This is a genomic window from Nonomuraea sp. NPDC001636 (genome assembly GCF_040298265.1).
GTDB lineage: Bacteria > Actinomycetota > Actinomycetes > Streptosporangiales > Streptosporangiaceae > Nonomuraea.
Genome location: NZ_JBEOZT010000003.1, coordinates 1 through 15,126, shown reverse-complemented (window position 1 = coordinate 15,126; position 15,126 = coordinate 1). Strand labels below are relative to the sequence as shown.

The window sequence follows — 15,126 nt, the reverse complement described above, 5'->3', positions numbered from 1 at the left end:
CGTGTCCTGGTCACGTACCCGCCATCACCTGTTGTCGCCGCTCGGCGTGGTCACGGTCGCCCTGCTGCTGCTCCTGGTCGCGACCGCCGTCGTGGCGCCGCTGCTGCTCGGCGACCGGGCCACGGAGATCGCGGGCGGCGCGCTCCAGGCGGGACCGTCGGCGGCGCACCCGTTCGGCACGGACGCCCTCGGACGCGACGTCCTCACGCGGACGCTGGTGGCGACCCGGCTGTCCCTCGTCCTCGCTCTGCTCGTCGTCGGCATCGGCGTGGCCTGCGGGCTGATCATCGGCACCGTCCCCGTCGTGCTCGGCCGGCGCGCCGGCCGAGCGGTGGTCGCCGTCCTGAACCTGATGGTCGCCTTTCCCGGGCTGCTGCTCGCCCTGTTCCTCGCCATGATCTTCGGAGTGGGGGCGCGCGGCGCCGTGCTGTCGATGGCGATCGCCTTCGCGCCCTCGTTCGCGCGGCTGACCCACACCACCGCCAGCGGCGTCGCGAACGCCGACTACGTCTCCGCCGCGCGACTGCTCCGGGTCCCGCGGTGGCGGATCCTGATTCGCCACGTCATCCCGAACATCTCCGAACCCCTCGTCATCAACGCGACCAGCCAGGTCGGGGCGGCGCTGCTCAGCATATCGGCGCTGTCCTACATCGGCTTCGGCGTGCAACCGCCGCAGTACGACTGGGGACGCATGCTCGCCGACGGGCTGCCTGCCATCTACACCAACCCGGCGGCCGCGCTCGCGCCGTCCATCATGATCGTCGTCGCGGGTCTCGCATTCGTCCTCGCCGGCGAGCTGCTGACCCAGGTCCTCGGCGGCAGCCAGCACGGTCACCTCCGGCTCCCGTCCCTCAGGCCCCAGCGCCGGGAGACGGCCCCGGCCGAGACGCCGCCACCAGGCGACGAGGTGCTCCGGATCGAGCGCCTGACCGTCACCGTACCCGGCGAGACCGCGCCCTTCTCCCCGGTCGTCGACGTCAGCATGCGCCTGCGCCGCGGCGAGATCGTCGGCCTGGTCGGCGAGTCGGGATCGGGCAAAAGCCTCACCGCCATGGCGGCCGCACAGCTCACCTCGTACCCGAACGTCGCTGAGGCCGACGTGCACCAGATCAAGGGCAACGAGCTGCGGCGGATGCGCCCCCGCGACCGCGAGCGGCTGCTCGGCACCTCGCTCGCGATGGTGTTCCAGGACCCGATGTCGTCGCTGAACCCGACGCTCAAGGTCGGACGCCAGCTCGCCGAGGTCGCGGAAACCCACGAACGCCTCGGCCGCCGGGACGCGTGGCGACGAGCCGTCGACCGCCTCAGCGCAGTGCTGATCACCGACCCGCAGGCGCGGGCGAAGCAGTACCCGATGGCGTTCTCCGGCGGCATGCGCCAGCGCGCGTCGATCGCGATGGGTCTCATGGCCCAGCCGGCGCTGATCGTCGCCGACGAGCCGACCACCGCCCTCGACGTGACCGTCCAGAAGGAGGTGCTCGGCCTGCTGCGGCGCATCTCCCGGGAGAGCGACGCCGCCGTCCTGCTGATCAGCCACGACATCGCGGTGGTGGCTGAGAACGCCTCCCGGGTCCTGGTCATGTACGCCGGCCGGGTGGTCGAGGAACTGCCGGTCAGCGGGCTCGCCGAGGCCGCGCATCCGTACACCCGGGCGTTGATCGCGAGCATCCCGGACATGTCGACGGACCGGTCGAGGCCGCTCGCGAACATACCCGGCCGCCCGCCGCACGCCTCTGACCTGCCGCCGGGCTGCGCGTTCGCGCCCCGGTGCGGCCGGGCGGACGACCGATGCCGGCAGGCGCGTCCCGAACTGGCCGACTCGGGCGGCGGTGGCGCCGTCGCCTGCTGGCATCCGCTGCTGCCGGTCCTGGAAAGCGAGGCGTGACATGCTCGAGCTCCGCGACATAGTTGTCCGGTACGGCCACAATCAGGGAGCCGTGACGGCCGTCGACGAGGTCAGCCTGACCGTGGCGGCCGGCTCGGTCGTCGGGCTCGTCGGCGAGTCTGGGTCCGGCAAGTCGACCCTCGCCCGGGCGGCGGTCAGCCTCGCCCCGCTCACCTCGGGCACGATCCTCTGGAAGGGGGCGGCGCTCGACCCGCGCGACCGCCCGCCGTTGCAGTACGTGTTCCAGGACCCGTACGCGTCGCTCAACCCGCGGATGAGCGTCGGCGCGTCGATCGCCGAGGGCCTGCCCCGGGGGAGCGGGCGACGGGAGCGGTCGGCCCGGGTCACCGAGCTGCTCGAAATGGTCCGGCTCGATCCTGGCGACGTCCACAAGCGCCCCCGGCAGCTCTCCGGCGGACAGCGGCAGCGCGTCGCCATCGCCCGCGCCCTCGCCGCCGAGCCAGAGGTCCTGATCGCCGACGAGATCACGTCGGCGCTCGACGTCTCGGTCCAGGGTGCCGTGCTCAACCTGCTCAAGGAGATCCAGACCCGGACCGGTGTCGGGATCCTGTTCATCTCGCACAACCTCGCCGTGGTCCGCTACGTGGCCGACTCGATCGCGGTCATGAAGTCCGGCCGGCTCGTCGAGCACGGTACGACGGAGGACGTCATCGAGCGTTCCGCGCACCCGTACACGAAGCAGCTCCTCGATGCCGTCCCGACCATGACGATGGGTAATGGCCGCTCATAGCCGAGAGTCGATGCCGGACTCGAGGTGTCCAAGCCGTTCCTCATCGACACCTGCTTGACGCTCGACCTGGTGGCGGCGGGCGCTGATCCTGAGCCGCCGGGCGTCGTACCACAACCACCGGGTCATCCTCGGCGGGGCCGTCGGTAAGCAGCTCGCCGGCGTAGCCGCCCCCACCGCGACACCGAGCTTGCGCATCTGCATGGCCTCGGTGAGGTGCGGCGCATGGTCCCGCCGGACGAAATCCGCAGCCGGCGGACCGATGCCGGACAGCGCGCTCCGCTCGATCAACCCCCAGCCGGGGGAGACCTTCGATCGGCCCGCCTTGGTCCGCCAAGTCACGGCGGTGGCCCACACCGCAGCCCTGCGCCTGCCGAAAAGTGCGTCCGTGCATCTCAAGTGGCATTTGAGTCCTTGTGGAGGATGCCTATGAGCCGGTCGCGTCGGCGTACGTTCAGGTCGACGGCACTCGCGCAGGGCATGGCGTAGATGGTGTGCCGCTCGAATATCGAGTTACGTGGTCTGAGCTGTGGTCACCCATCGCGGTGTTATTCGTTGATCGCGCCGCTGACGGCGGGGGAGGTGGATGGAGCGCAGGTGGTCATTCGAACGGCCCAGGGTAGGAGCGGCGTACCGTTCGCCGGGCCGTCAGCTTGCCGACGCCATCTCCGAAGGCGGCGAGGCAGCGTGGCCGCCTTCGCGGGAGCACGTGCCGAGCACAGGGACCAGGATCTATGTGGCGTGACGGCGGGCTGTGGGTGCAAGATCGATGATGTGGGCGACCCACGGTGATCAAATCGGGTGTCCACCGTGCTCGGTGCGTGCTCGTACGCCCCGTCTCTCGCCGTCAGGGCCGGGCACTGCTTGACCCGCAATGTGCGCACAGTCGGTACGAACCACCGCCAAACGACAATCCGCCTTCTAATTCGACAGTCGCAGGTTCGAATCCTGCAGGGCGCGCATTGATCGCGCTCTGACCTGCGAATATGTGGCATCGGACTCGTTGTAGAACTTTCGTCTAGTGGTTGCGTACTTCGTACGTGCTCGGTACCACCAACACCGCACACACCATGATCATCCGCCATTCCCTGTCCCGCGGCGCGAGAGCAGCGGCCCCGCCTTGCCGCGAGCAGGCGGCGAACGCGGGGCCGGACGCTTAATCCGACTGTCAGCTCCTCAACGAGACCACTCTCCCGCTCTCGCCCTGCTCTTCCTTGCCGAACAGCAGGGCGGCGGTCTTCTCCGCCGCAGCCGTGGCCACCTGGGGATAGACGGAGGTGTAGGTGTCGGCGGTGAACGCGCTGGAGGTGCGTGTCCCAGCGTTTCCTGCGCCACCTTCATGTCCACCACGGCGGCCGGCATCAGCGAGGCGGCCCCATGGCGGAGGTCGTGGAGCCGGATCGGTGGCAGGCCGGCCAGGTAGGCCGGCCACAGGAACTGGTCGGAGACGTGCTGGGGTGCAGGCGGTTGCCGTCGGGCTGGATGAACAGGAACCCGTGTCGATCCACGCCTCGCCCATTGACCGTCAGCACATCTGAGCGTCGCGGCCGCGAACACCCGCGCCGCTTCGGTCAGCCACCCGCTGCGTCCTCGGCCGCCGGAAGGCCGTCCGTCGTCGAGTGGAAGTCCGAGAAAGGGACGGGCCGGAAAGGGCATTTTGTGGTATTTGTGAGATCTAGTCACTGGGTCGAGCAGGGAACAGACGTGATTCATGGGCGGCTGATGATCTCGCCGACACTCGTCGGCCGCGCCGGTGAGCTGGCCCAGTTGACCGAGACCGTCTCCAACACCCCAGCGGTCGCCGTGGTCGAGGGCGAGGCGGGCATCGGCAAGACCCGCCTGGTGGCCGAGCTGTCCCGGACCGGTCTCCGCATCCTGACCGGCGGCTGCGCCAGGATCAGGGAGCCGTTCCCCCTCGGCCCGATCGTCGAGGCGCTGCGCGAGGTGCCCGATGACCTGACCGGCCTGTCAGCGGTCGCGGGCGCGCTGCGCCCGCTCCTGCCCGAGCTGGCCGAACGCCTGCCGGAGTCCCCCGAGCCCCTGGACGACCGCGCGGGCGAGCGCCACCGGGTGTTCCGCGGCCTGAGTGAGCTCCTGCGCGCGCTGGGCCAGGCCGTGCTGGTCGTGGAGGACTTGCACTGGGCCGACGAGCAGACCGTGGAGTTCCTCGGCTACCTGCTGTCCGACCCGCCCCGGAACCTGGCCGTGGTGCTGACCTACCGCGCCGACGAGGCCACCGCCGACCTGCGTGCGGTGACGGCCCGCCTGCCGCGCGCCGTCGCCCACGCCCGCGTACGGCTGGCGCCCATGGACGTGGCGCAGACCAGGGCGCTGGCGGCGGCGATCCTGGGCACCGAGGAGATCTCGCTCGACTTCGCCGAGCACCTGTGCGAACGGGCCTCCGGCGTCCCGCTGGCGGTGCAGGAGTTGGTGGCGCTGCTGCGCCAGCGCGGGACGCTCATGCACCGGGGCGGGGAGTGGGCGCGCAGGACCATCGCCAGGCTGGACGTGCCGGCGGGCGTGCGTGACCCGGTGCTGGAGCGGGTGGGCCGGCTGTCGCCGCAGGCCGAGGCGGTGGTCAGGGCGGCCTCGGTGCTGCAGGAGCCGATGCCGGTCGAGGTGCTGGCGGCCACCGCCCGCCTGCCGTATGAGAGCGCGCTGGACGGGCTGGACGAGGCGGTGGAGCACGGCCTGCTGACCGCGCGCGGTGATACGGCGGCGTTCCGGCACGTACTGGCGGCGCAGGCGGTGTACGAGGACATTCCGGCGGCCAGGCGGCGCGACCTGCATGCCAGGGCCGCCGCCGCGGTGGAGGCGATGCCGTCGGTGCCGCTGGGGCAACTGGCCCACCACCGCCGGCGCGCCGGGCACGTGGCGGCCTGGGTGGAGGCCGCCGAACGAGCCGCCGACCAGGCGCTGCGGCTGGGCGACGACGCCGAGGTGGTCAGGATCCTTGAGGCGGTCCTGCGGCACGCTCCGCTGGAGGCGGAGCACCGCGGGCGGCTGACGGTCAAGCTCGGCTGGGCGGCCGAGGGGCTGCTGCACATTCCCGACGTCATCGACCTGCTGGCCCTGGCATTGGACCAGGGCCCCTCGCCGGTGCTGCGCGCCGAGCTGACCCTGCTGTTGATCTATCTGAAGGACGCGACGGGACAGGGGCCCGGCCCCTGGTTCGAGGCGCTGACCTCGGCCGTGGCGGACCTGGACATCGAGGCCCAGCCCGAGCTGGCGGTGCGGATGATGACCGTCCTGAGCATGGGGCAGGACGCCAGAACCGCCGACCGGCACTGGATGGACAGGACGCTGGCCGTCCTGCCCGCGGTCAGGAACGCGCCCCTGCAGATCTTCGTGCTCGGCAAGATCACCAGCAGCATGGTGCTGATGGGCGACCCGCGCTGGGCCGAGCTGATCGAGGAGGTGCGCGGGAGCATCGGGCACCGGTCCTGGCACCGGGCGAAGGTCAACGCCTACTACTCGATCGGCTCGGCGCTGGCCTTCGTCGGTGACCACGTCCAGGCGCAGACGATATTAAGGGTGGCCCTTGAGGGCGCGGCCCCCCTGGTCGAGGTGAGCGGCGGGGACATGATCGACCGGTGCCGTTCCGCGCTGGCGGTGGCCGACTACTGCGCGGGTTCCTGGGACGGGCTGACCACCGAGACGGCCATGCTGGCCGAGCGGCTCAGCGAGCGGCCCAAGGACAGGTACGCGGCGGCGACCGTGACCGCCTGCCTGGCGCTGGCCCGCACCGACGCGGCCGGCGCCGAGTTCGGCATCCGCCAGGTGATGACCGAGGTCCCGGGCACCATGGACGAGACGGCGCTGCTGATCACCGCGCTGCTGCGCCAGGCCGTCGCGCGCGGCGAGCCGGACCGGGCGGTGGCGGAGGTCCTGCCGGTGATCGAGTCGTGGTTCGAGCGCGGGCTGAGGCCCTCGGAGGTGCGGACCGTGCCCGCGCTGGCCGAGGCGATGGTGACGGCCGGGCGCGCCGCGGAGGCCGCGGCCCTGGTGAACCGCTCCGAACGGGCGATGGCGGGCCTGCACGCGCCGCTTGCTCCCGCCGCGCTGCGCCACGCCCGCGGCGTCCTCGACCCCTCCGGCGGTCACTTCACCGCCGCGGCCGAACTCTACGAGGCCATCCAGTGCCCGTACGAGGCGGCCCAGGCCAGAGAGCAGGCCGGGACCGATGAGCAGCTCAGGCGGGCCATCGAGACCTACGAGGCGCTCGGCGCCCGCTGGGACCTGGACCGCGCGGCCCGCCTGGCGCGCGAGCGCGGCCTGTCGCTGCCCGCCAGGCACCGGGGGGGCACCCGCGGCTACGGCGACGCCCTGTCACCCCGCGAGCGGGACGTCGCGCGGCTGGCGGCCTCGGGGCTGACCAACAAGGAGATCGCGCAGGAGCTGTTCCTGTCGGCCAAGACGGTGGAGCGGCATCTCAGCGCCGTCCTGCGCAAGCTGAGCCTGCGCTCGCGGATCGAGCTGGCCCTCATGGGGGACGCCGCCACGGCGGAATGAGGGATCTCCCGCATAGCTAGCCGAATGCCCCATTCGTCACGATCTTCGCATGCCCGACGTACACGAGGCCGAGGACGAGCCCGTCGAGGATGAGCTCGCCGAGGACGAAGGCGTGGAGATCGCGCCTGAAGAAGGCGGAAGCGAAGACGACAAGGACGGCTGGGTCAAGGCATGAACAAGTTAACCTCCCGGCTGGGCGCGGCTTGCCTCGCGCTCACGCTGGTCACCGGGCTCGGCACCGCCGAGGCCACGACAGAACCCCCGCCGAAAGCCGCGACCGGGCCCGGCGCCACGGTCACGCTGGTGACCGGTGACAAGGTGCAGGTGGACGTCACCGGCAGCGCCACCGTCATCGACCCGGGTAATGGCGTGTTCGCCCAGCTCACCCTGAACGGCGACGAGTACGTCATCCCCGCCGAGGCCGCCCCGTTCCTGGGCAGCACGCTGGACGTCCGCCTGTTCAACGTCAGTTACCTGGTGCGCGCCGGGCTGGACGACGCGCACGCCGACGCCCTGCCGGTCAAGGTCGAGTCGGGCGGCGTGGCCACGCTCGGCCCGCAGTCCAGGACCCTGGCCAAGAAGGACGCCGAAGGCTTCGGCCAGGAGCTGGCCGGCAAGTGGAAGGCCGGGCAGAAGCCGGGCACCGGCCGCATCACGCTGGCCCGGCCCGAAGGCGCCCCGGCCCTGCCCGCCGATCCGATGGCGGCGCCGGCCGACTATCCCGAGTACCACACGGTCACCGTCGACTCCATCGACCGCACCGGCAAGCCCGGCGTCATGCTCGGCTCCATCCACAGCCTGGACGACCCGACGTTCACGCTGTTCCAGGTGGGCGACGGCGTGGAGGGCACCTCCCAGGCCGTCTTCAGCGTGCCGGCGGGTCACTACAGCATCGAGGCCAGCGTCCTGACCGGACCGGTCCTGGACATGGGCTCCACCGGCGCCCTGGTGATCGAGCCGGAGTTCTCCGTCACCGAGGACATGTCGCTCACGCTGGACGCACGCAAGGCCGTGCCGTACGAGACGACGATCGAGGGCGTGCCCGAGACCGCCGACACGCAGTACGACCTCATCACCTACAACCGCACCACCGTCCAGGGCGACCAGGTCGGCAATCCGCCCTTCGGCAACTCGGTCACGGCGCTGTTCCTCATGCGCCTGGTCTCCGGAGGGGACTTCGGGGTCCACACCCTGTACGCCACGCCGACCAGGCGCGTGACCAAGGGCAGCCTGGACTTCCTGGCCATGACCTCGATCGGCGGTCCCACCGGCGCCGATCCCACGTACAAGGTGGCCTTCCACGAGCCCGGCGGCGTGCCGGCCTCACTCACCCGCACGGTCAGGCGCTCGGACCTGACGACCGTGGACTCCACGATCCACAACACTCTGGGAGCCACCTCCCAGCACCCGGAGCTCCTGAGCACGGTCTACCTGCCGTGGACGCAGACCACCTTCGGCGTCACCGCCCCCCTGTCCGGCGGCAAGCGCACCGACTACTGGTACAGCAACGCCCCCGGCAAGGTCTCCTGGGAGCCCATCTTGCGGCCGGACCTGGGGCTGCGCCTGATGGGGGAGCGCCGGCTGATCCGGCCGGGCCAGCACCTCACCGAGACCTGGAACAAGGGACCGCAGGTGCCCTCCAGCACTGCACCGTACGTGCAGGAGGCCCTGATCGGGATCCAGAACACCCCTGACACGAACGTCACCAGCGCGCTGCAGCAGGTGTGCGTGGCCTGCCGGCAGGACGATCTGGGCCTGCTGTACCTCAACCCGTACGCCGACTCCACCGCCGGCCACTACCGCTCGGCCCTCGACGGACTCGCGAAGGTGGAGTTCTACCGCGACGGCGCGCTCGCCTTCACCTCGGCGACCCGGGGCGACGGCACACGTCTCACGCAGCTGCTGGACCTGCCGCTGCTGCCGCAGCCCGCCGAATACCGGCTGAAGGTGACCGGCGACAACCCTGGTGTGGAGGACGCCACCAGCACCACCGACTGGACCTTCCGCACCACGAACCGCGACCGGCCGGCCGATCTGCCCGACCAGGCGATGTGCGCGCCCGACCCCACCCGCCGCTGCTCGTTCCTGCCCCTGCTGTTCGTACGGCCCGACCTGCCGCTGGACATCGACAACGCCACCCCCGCCGGCGAGCCGTTCGAGGTGGCCTTCACGGTGCGGCACCAGCAGTACCAGGACGACCCCAGCAGGGTGAACGCCACCGTCTCCGTCTCCTACGACGGCGGCACGACGTGGTCGGAGCCCCAGACCGCGAACCGGGGACGCGACGGCCGCTTCACCACGACCCTCACCAGCCCCGGCAGCGGCGAGTACGCCGCCCTGCGGATCAAGGCCGTGGACCGCGACGGCAACGCCGTCGAGCAGACCAACCTCCGCGCCTACCGGCTCGCACCGAAGGACCAGTGACCGTGATCATCTCCCGGCTGCTCCCCGCGATCGCGCTCGGCCTGACCTTGCTGGTGCCGGCGTCGGCTCAGGCCGCCGGCGACTGCTCCACCCCCGACTGCCTGCTGAAGGTCACCTCCAAGCCCGACGCGAACGTCAGCGACGGGCTCAAGGCGGCCGACCTGCAGGATGCCTACAAGCTGCCCTCGTCCTGGCTGGGCGGCGGCCAGACCCTCGCGGTCGTGGTCCCGTACGGCCATCCCAGCGCCGAGCGCGACCTGAACGAATATCGCAAGGGCAACGACCTGCCGCTGTGCGATGAGATGTTCCCCTGCTTCCGTCACGTGGACCAGCGCGGCGGCACCACCAGACCACCGACCCACAACGGCTACGCGCTGCACACCGCGGCCGGGCTCGACCTGGGCTCGGCCACCTGCCCCAACTGCAAGCTGCTGCTGGTCGAGGCCGACGACGAGACGCCGGCCAGCATAGGCGCCGCGGTCGACCAGGCGGTCGTCCAGGGCGCCGACGCGGTCTCGGTGATGACCGGCTTCTACGAGTACGCCGGCCAGCGGGCCGACGCGGCGCACTACGACCACCCCGGTGTCCCGATCGTCGCGGGCGGCGGCAGCGGGTTCGGCAACGGCGTTGGCAGGCAGATGGTCCCGGCCGCCTACGGATCGGTGATCGCGGTGGGCGCGACCACCCTGTGGCGTGACCCGGGCAACGCGCGCGGCTGGAGCGAGATGGCCTCCTCGGGGTCCGGCTCGGGCTGCTCGGTGTACGAGGCGCGCCCGGCCTGGCAGCCGAAGGGGCAGTGCGGCGCCAAGCGCACGGTCGCCGACGTGGCCGCGGTGGGCGATGCCCGCTCGCCCGTGCAGCTCTACGAGAGCACCTCCTGGGGCGGCTGGATCGGCGTCAGCGGCACCCCGATCAGCGTCGCGCTGATCGGCGGCGTGTACGCGCTGGGCGACAACGGCCAGGAGATCGTGCCCGGCCAGAAGCTCTACGGCTCCGGCCAGTACCTGTTCGACATCACCACCGGCGCCAACGGGTCCTGCGGCGGCTCGCCGCTGTGCACCGCCAGGCGCGGATACGACGGGCCCACCGGCATGGGCGTACCCAACGGCATCGGCGCCTTCTGAGGAGCATTCGTGCGCAGCATACGCAGAACCGCGGTCGCCCTGGCGGCGACGGCATTGACCACCGCGCTCACGACCGGCGCGGCGACGGCGGCCTCGGCCGCCGCCTGCACCCCCACCTGGAAGTTGCTCGACATGCCCGCCATCCCCGACGGCGGCGTCTCGGTGGCCCACGCGTCGTCCGTCTCATCCAAGCAGGCGGTGTTCACCACCGAGGGCGACCGCACCTCCGCCACCCTGACCTCGGACGGCAGGTCGGTCAAGCTCCTGCCCAAGCAGATCCCGCACGCGGCCATGGCCCCAGGCGGCGCCTGGGAGACGACCTTCGACTCGACGTCCAGCGGGTGGGCGCGCTACCAGTTCCGCTACGGCGAGACCTACGGCAGCGGCGTCCCGGTCTTCGCGCGCCTGAACGGCGGGCGGTGGACCTTCGTGCCCACCGCGATCTCCCCCGATCCCACCGCGACCAGGCCCAATCTTCAGTCCATCGACTCGGTCTCACCCTCGGTCGCCTGGACCGTCGGTGAGTACACCACACAGAGCGCGGACTCCGCCGGCGCCGCCATCCAGCAGTGGAACGGCAGGGTCTGGAAGAACGTCGACCATCCGGCGATGACCCGGGCGAATGCCACCCTGCGCGCTGTGCACGCGCGGTCCCGTGACGACGTCTGGGCGGTCGGCAGGCAGTACACCGACCCCGCGCGGATCGAGTCGCTGATCCTGCACTACGACGGGAAGGCATGGAGGGAAATGCCCGGCGTGCCCGGGCTGCTCGCCGAGCTCGTCTCCGTCAGCGCTCGTGCCTCCGACGACGTCTGGGCGGTCGGCTATGAGCGGAAGCCGGGCACCTTCGCCCCCGTGGCGCTGCACTGGGATGGCAGGTCCTGGAGTGCCGCGCCCACGCCGTCGGCGGCCTGGACCTCGCCCTTCTCCGTCTACGCCGCGGGCCCCAACGACGTGTGGATCACCGCGACGTCGCCGGCCGACGGCTCGTCGCAGCCCCCGCTGCAGCACTGGGACGGCAAGTCCTGGACGGACGTGCGGCCCGAGGGCGTCCAGGCGCCCGGCTCGGCGTACATCTACACCGCGCTGACCGGCTCCGGGCCCAAGGACGTCTGGGCGAGCGGCCAGATTCTCAACGGCACCGGCTGGGACACCACTTCACAGCCACTCGTCGCGCACCTGAGCTGCGAAGGACGCTGACATGAAAATCATCACTTCAGCGGTGGGCGCGCTCATGGCCGCCTCCCTCCTGGCCCCCGCCCCGGCGGTGGCCGCCGCGCCGGCTGATCCGCGTCCGCTGGACGGGGAAGTGCTCGCGGCCTACGCCGTCAAGGACCGCACCGACCTGTGGGTGCTGCTGTCCGACAAGGCCGACACCAAGAGCGCCGAGCGGGCCAGGACCCGCACCGCGCGCGGCGAGCAGGTCGTGCGCGCCCTGCGCGACACGGCCGACCGCTCGCAGGCCCCGCTGCGCAAGCTGCTGAAGGCCGAGAGCCGCAAGAGCGAGACGTTCTGGGCGGCCAACGCCGTGTACGTCCGCGACGTTCCCCTGAAGCTGGCCGAAAAGCTGGCGAAGATGGACGGGGTGAGCGAGGTCCGGGCGCCCAGAACCTACCCGGTGGCCCTGCCGGTGGAGACCAAGGCCGCCGCCGCGACGGCCGCCGCCGCCGTGGAGTGGGGCATCGCCAACATCAAGGCCGACCAGGTGTGGCAGCAGTACGGCGTGCGCGGCGAGGACATCGTCGTGGCCAACGTCGACACCGGCGTGGAGTACACCCACCCGGCGCTGATCGGCTCCTACCGGGGCAACAACGGCGACGGCACCTTCACCCACGACTACAACTGGTACGACGCGGCCGGGAACTGCGACGAGCCCGGCCCGTGCGACGGCCACAACCACGGCTCGCACACCATGGGCACCATGGTGGGCGACGACGGCAAGGGCGACCAGATCGGCGTCGCGCCCAAGGCCAAGTGGATCGCCGCCAGCGGCTGCCAGGCCGGCGGCTGCAGCGACCTGGACCTGATGCGGGCCAGCCAGTGGATGCTGGCGCCCACCGACGCGGCCGGGCAGAACCCCGACCCGGCCAAACGCCCGCACATCGTCAACAACTCCTGGGGCAGCGACCTGCCCTCCAACGAGCCGATGTTCGAGGAGGTCCAGGCGGCCTGGGCGGCGTCCGGCATCTTCGGCATGTGGGCCAACGGCAACGAAGGGCCCGAGTGCCGGACCTCGGGCACCCCGGGCAGCCGTACGCTCAACTACTCCGTGGGCGCCTACGACAGCAACAACCAGATCGCCAGCTTCTCCAGCCGGGGAGACGGCCAGGACGGGCAGATCAAGCCCGACATCTCGGCTCCCGGCGTGGACATCCGCTCCTCCGTCAAGGGCGGAGGCTACCTCTTGATGTCGGGCACCTCGATGGCCACGCCGCACGCGTCGGGCGCGGTGGCCCTGCTCTGGTCGGCCAACCCGTCGCTGGCCCGCGACATCGAGGGCACCCGCACGCTGCTGGACCTGACCGCCATCGACACCGCCGACCCGCAGTGCGGCGGCGACGCGGCCAACAACAACGTCTACGGCGAGGGGCGCCTGGACGCGCTGGCGCTGGTGCGGGCGGGCGCCCAGGGCCTGGGCACGCTTTCGGGCACCGTCACCGACGCCGCCACCGGTAAGCCGCTCAAGGACGCCACCGTGTCACTGAGCGGGCAGCTCAACCGCCAGTCCGCCTCCGGCGAGGACGGCGCGTACACCTTCAAGCTGCTGGCCGGTGACTACCAGCTCAAGGTGAGCGCCTACGGCTACCAGGACGCCACCTTGGCGATCAAGGTGACCAAGGACGGCTCGATCAAGCAGGACGTCCCGCTCACCCCGACCCAGCGCAAGACCCTGTCCGGCACGCTCACCGACGGCTCCGGCCACGGCTGGCCGCTGGGCGCCAAGGTGACCGCCGACGACGGCAAGGGCCACACGTGGGACGCCACCGCCGACGCGATCACCGGCCACTACTCCCTGTCCCTGCTGCCCGCGACCGACTACACGCTGCGCATCACCCCGGGCGCACCCGGCTACGACCCGGTCAGCAGGAAGGTCAGTCTGGGGGCGGAGGACCAGACCGTGGACGCCGCCCTGCCCGCCGCCCTCGCGTGCGTGGCCCCCGGCTACCTGGCGAGCAGGGCGGGCACGCCCGAGCCGTTCAGCTCGGGCAAGCCCGTCGGGTGGCAGGTCACCAATGTCGATCCCGGATTCCCCGGGTTCGACTACCAGCCGGGCTGGGTCTTCGACAACCCCGGCGCCCGGGAGAACCGGACCGGCGGGAGCGGCAGGTTCGCCATCGTCGACTCCGACCACTCCGGCAAGGGGCATGTCCAGGACACCTACCTGACCAGCCCGGTGCTGAACCTGACCAAGCACACCAGCCCTGTGCTGGAGTTCGCGGGCGACCTCAAGCCCGGCGTGAACGCCATCGCCTGGGCCGACCTCAGCCTGGACGGCGGGCGTACCTGGACGACGGTGTGGACCCGTAAGGGCTTCCCCGGCGCTTCCGGCCCGGCCGCGCAGGTGGTGGCGATGCCGCAGGCGGCGGGCAAGACCAAGGCCCAGGTCCGCTTCCACTACCGGGGCAACCGCTCGGGCTGGTGGGCGATCGACGACGTCTACGTCGGTGACCGCACCTGCCAGAAGGTCGAGGGCGGCCTGGTGACCGGCACGGTCACCGATGCCGCCACCGGCAAGCCCGTGCAGGGGGCGGCGGTCGCCTCCGGCGGGCGCACGGCCACCACCGACGCCTCCGGCGCTTACTGGCTGTTCTCCGCCCAGACCGGCGATCGGGAGGTCACGGTCACCAAGAGCGGCTACGCCGCCACGACCGCCACCGCCGCCGTCGTCACCGACCGGATCACCGGGCTCGATGTGAAGCTCGCGTCATCCTGATCCCCCGCGCCCCCGGCAGCCCTCTGCCGGGGGCGCGGCACGTCTGCGCCCTGACCGTGATCTGCTGCTCACGGCGGCCGCCGGCTACACCGCCGGGCCGCTGTGCCGCGCCTCGATCAACGAGGCGAGCCTGGTGGGCGAGTGTGACGCGGTGAGAGCCGATGGGCAGGTCACGGGTGATGCCGAGGAGGCGTCCGTCGCGATCTTCTTGTTGAGGGCCATGTACAGGCCCCGCTTGCGGGTTGAGGCGCCCATGGGGATCAGGGTGGAGGACCTGCCAGATCCGGCGCCGGCGACCAGGGCCAGATCACGGCCCGCGACGAAAACCTCGGTCGCGGCCTGCTGCTCCGCGGTCGGCTCAAGGGCCATATGCGTCCTGGCGGTGGGGGGGGGGGGGGGGGCCCCCCCCCCCCCGGGGGGGGGGGGGGGGGGGGCGGCCCGCCGCCCCCCCCCCCCCCCCCCCCCCCCCCCCCCCCCCCCCCCCCCCCCCCCCCCCCCC

Annotated in this window: 9 protein-coding genes; 8 read left to right on the top strand and 1 reads right to left on the bottom strand. The window is 71.7% G+C overall.

The genetic code is table 11. The features are described 5' to 3' along the window. The first annotated feature begins 1 nt into the window (after position 1). The 8 genes from ABT158_RS07080 (at position 2) to ABT158_RS07045 (ending at position 14,627) form a co-directional block, all read left to right on the top strand. Positions 2-1,885, top strand: coding sequence for a dipeptide/oligopeptide/nickel ABC transporter permease/ATP-binding protein (locus ABT158_RS07080; RefSeq protein ID WP_352351813.1), 1,884 nt, complete (start codon positions 2-4; stop codon positions 1,883-1,885). A 1-nt stretch (position 1,886) separates the two neighbouring features. Further along, entirely contained in the window at positions 1,887-2,636 is a 750-nt protein-coding gene (locus tag ABT158_RS07075; protein WP_352351811.1) for an ABC transporter ATP-binding protein, read from the top strand. Between the two features lie 1,701 nt (positions 2,637-4,337). Further along, complete coding sequence (locus tag ABT158_RS07070; RefSeq protein ID WP_352351809.1) at positions 4,338-7,145, top strand: ATP-binding protein; 2,808 nt, start codon at positions 4,338-4,340, stop codon at positions 7,143-7,145. Positions 7,146-7,194: 49 nt separating this feature from the next. Next, positions 7,195-7,320, top strand: coding sequence for a hypothetical protein (locus ABT158_RS07065; RefSeq protein WP_352351807.1), 126 nt, complete (start codon positions 7,195-7,197; stop codon positions 7,318-7,320). Further along, the gene (locus ABT158_RS07060) at positions 7,317-9,569 is read left to right on the top strand and encodes a hypothetical protein (protein WP_352351806.1); all 2,253 of its coding nucleotides are present in this window, start codon (positions 7,317-7,319) and stop codon (positions 9,567-9,569) included. The genes ABT158_RS07065 and ABT158_RS07060 overlap by 4 nt, the downstream gene beginning before the upstream one ends. After that, a complete protein-coding gene (locus ABT158_RS07055; protein WP_352351804.1) occupies positions 9,566-10,693 on the top strand; it encodes a S8/S53 family peptidase in 1,128 nt (375 codons plus the stop codon). The genes ABT158_RS07060 and ABT158_RS07055 overlap by 4 nt, the downstream gene beginning before the upstream one ends. A 9-nt stretch (positions 10,694-10,702) precedes the next feature. Continuing rightward, positions 10,703-11,893, top strand: a complete 1,191-nt coding sequence (locus ABT158_RS07050) for a hypothetical protein (protein ID WP_352351802.1) — start codon at positions 10,703-10,705, stop codon at positions 11,891-11,893. Between the two features lies 1 nt (position 11,894). Further along, positions 11,895-14,627 carry a S8 family serine peptidase gene (locus tag ABT158_RS07045; RefSeq protein WP_352351800.1) on the top strand — a complete coding sequence of 911 codons (2,733 nt, stop codon included), beginning with the start codon at positions 11,895-11,897 and terminating at the stop codon, positions 14,625-14,627. 84 nt (positions 14,628-14,711) lie between these two features. Here ABT158_RS07045 and ABT158_RS07040 read toward each other — a convergent pair whose 3' ends face one another. Beyond that, the gene (locus tag ABT158_RS07040) at positions 14,712-14,996 is read right to left on the bottom strand and encodes a DEAD/DEAH box helicase family protein (RefSeq protein ID WP_352351798.1); all 285 of its coding nucleotides are present in this window, start codon (positions 14,994-14,996) and stop codon (positions 14,712-14,714) included. Between the last annotated feature and the right edge of the window lie 130 nt (positions 14,997-15,126).

Bases quoted from the DNA above. Each gene is read 5' to 3' on its own strand.
- ABT158_RS07075 (WP_352351811.1), top strand. From the start codon at position 1,887: ATGCTCGAGCTCCGCGACATAGTTGTCCGGTACGGCCACAATCAGGGA.
- ABT158_RS07065 (WP_352351807.1), top strand. From the start codon at position 7,195: ATGCCCGACGTACACGAGGCCGAGGACGAGCCCGTCGAGGATGAGCTC.
- ABT158_RS07060 (WP_352351806.1), top strand. From the start codon at position 7,317: ATGAACAAGTTAACCTCCCGGCTGGGCGCGGCTTGCCTCGCGCTCACG.
- ABT158_RS07045 (WP_352351800.1), top strand. From the start codon at position 11,895: ATGAAAATCATCACTTCAGCGGTGGGCGCGCTCATGGCCGCCTCCCTC.
- ABT158_RS07040 (WP_352351798.1), bottom strand. From the start codon at position 14,996: ATGGCCCTTGAGCCGACCGCGGAGCAGCAGGCCGCGACCGAGGTTTTC.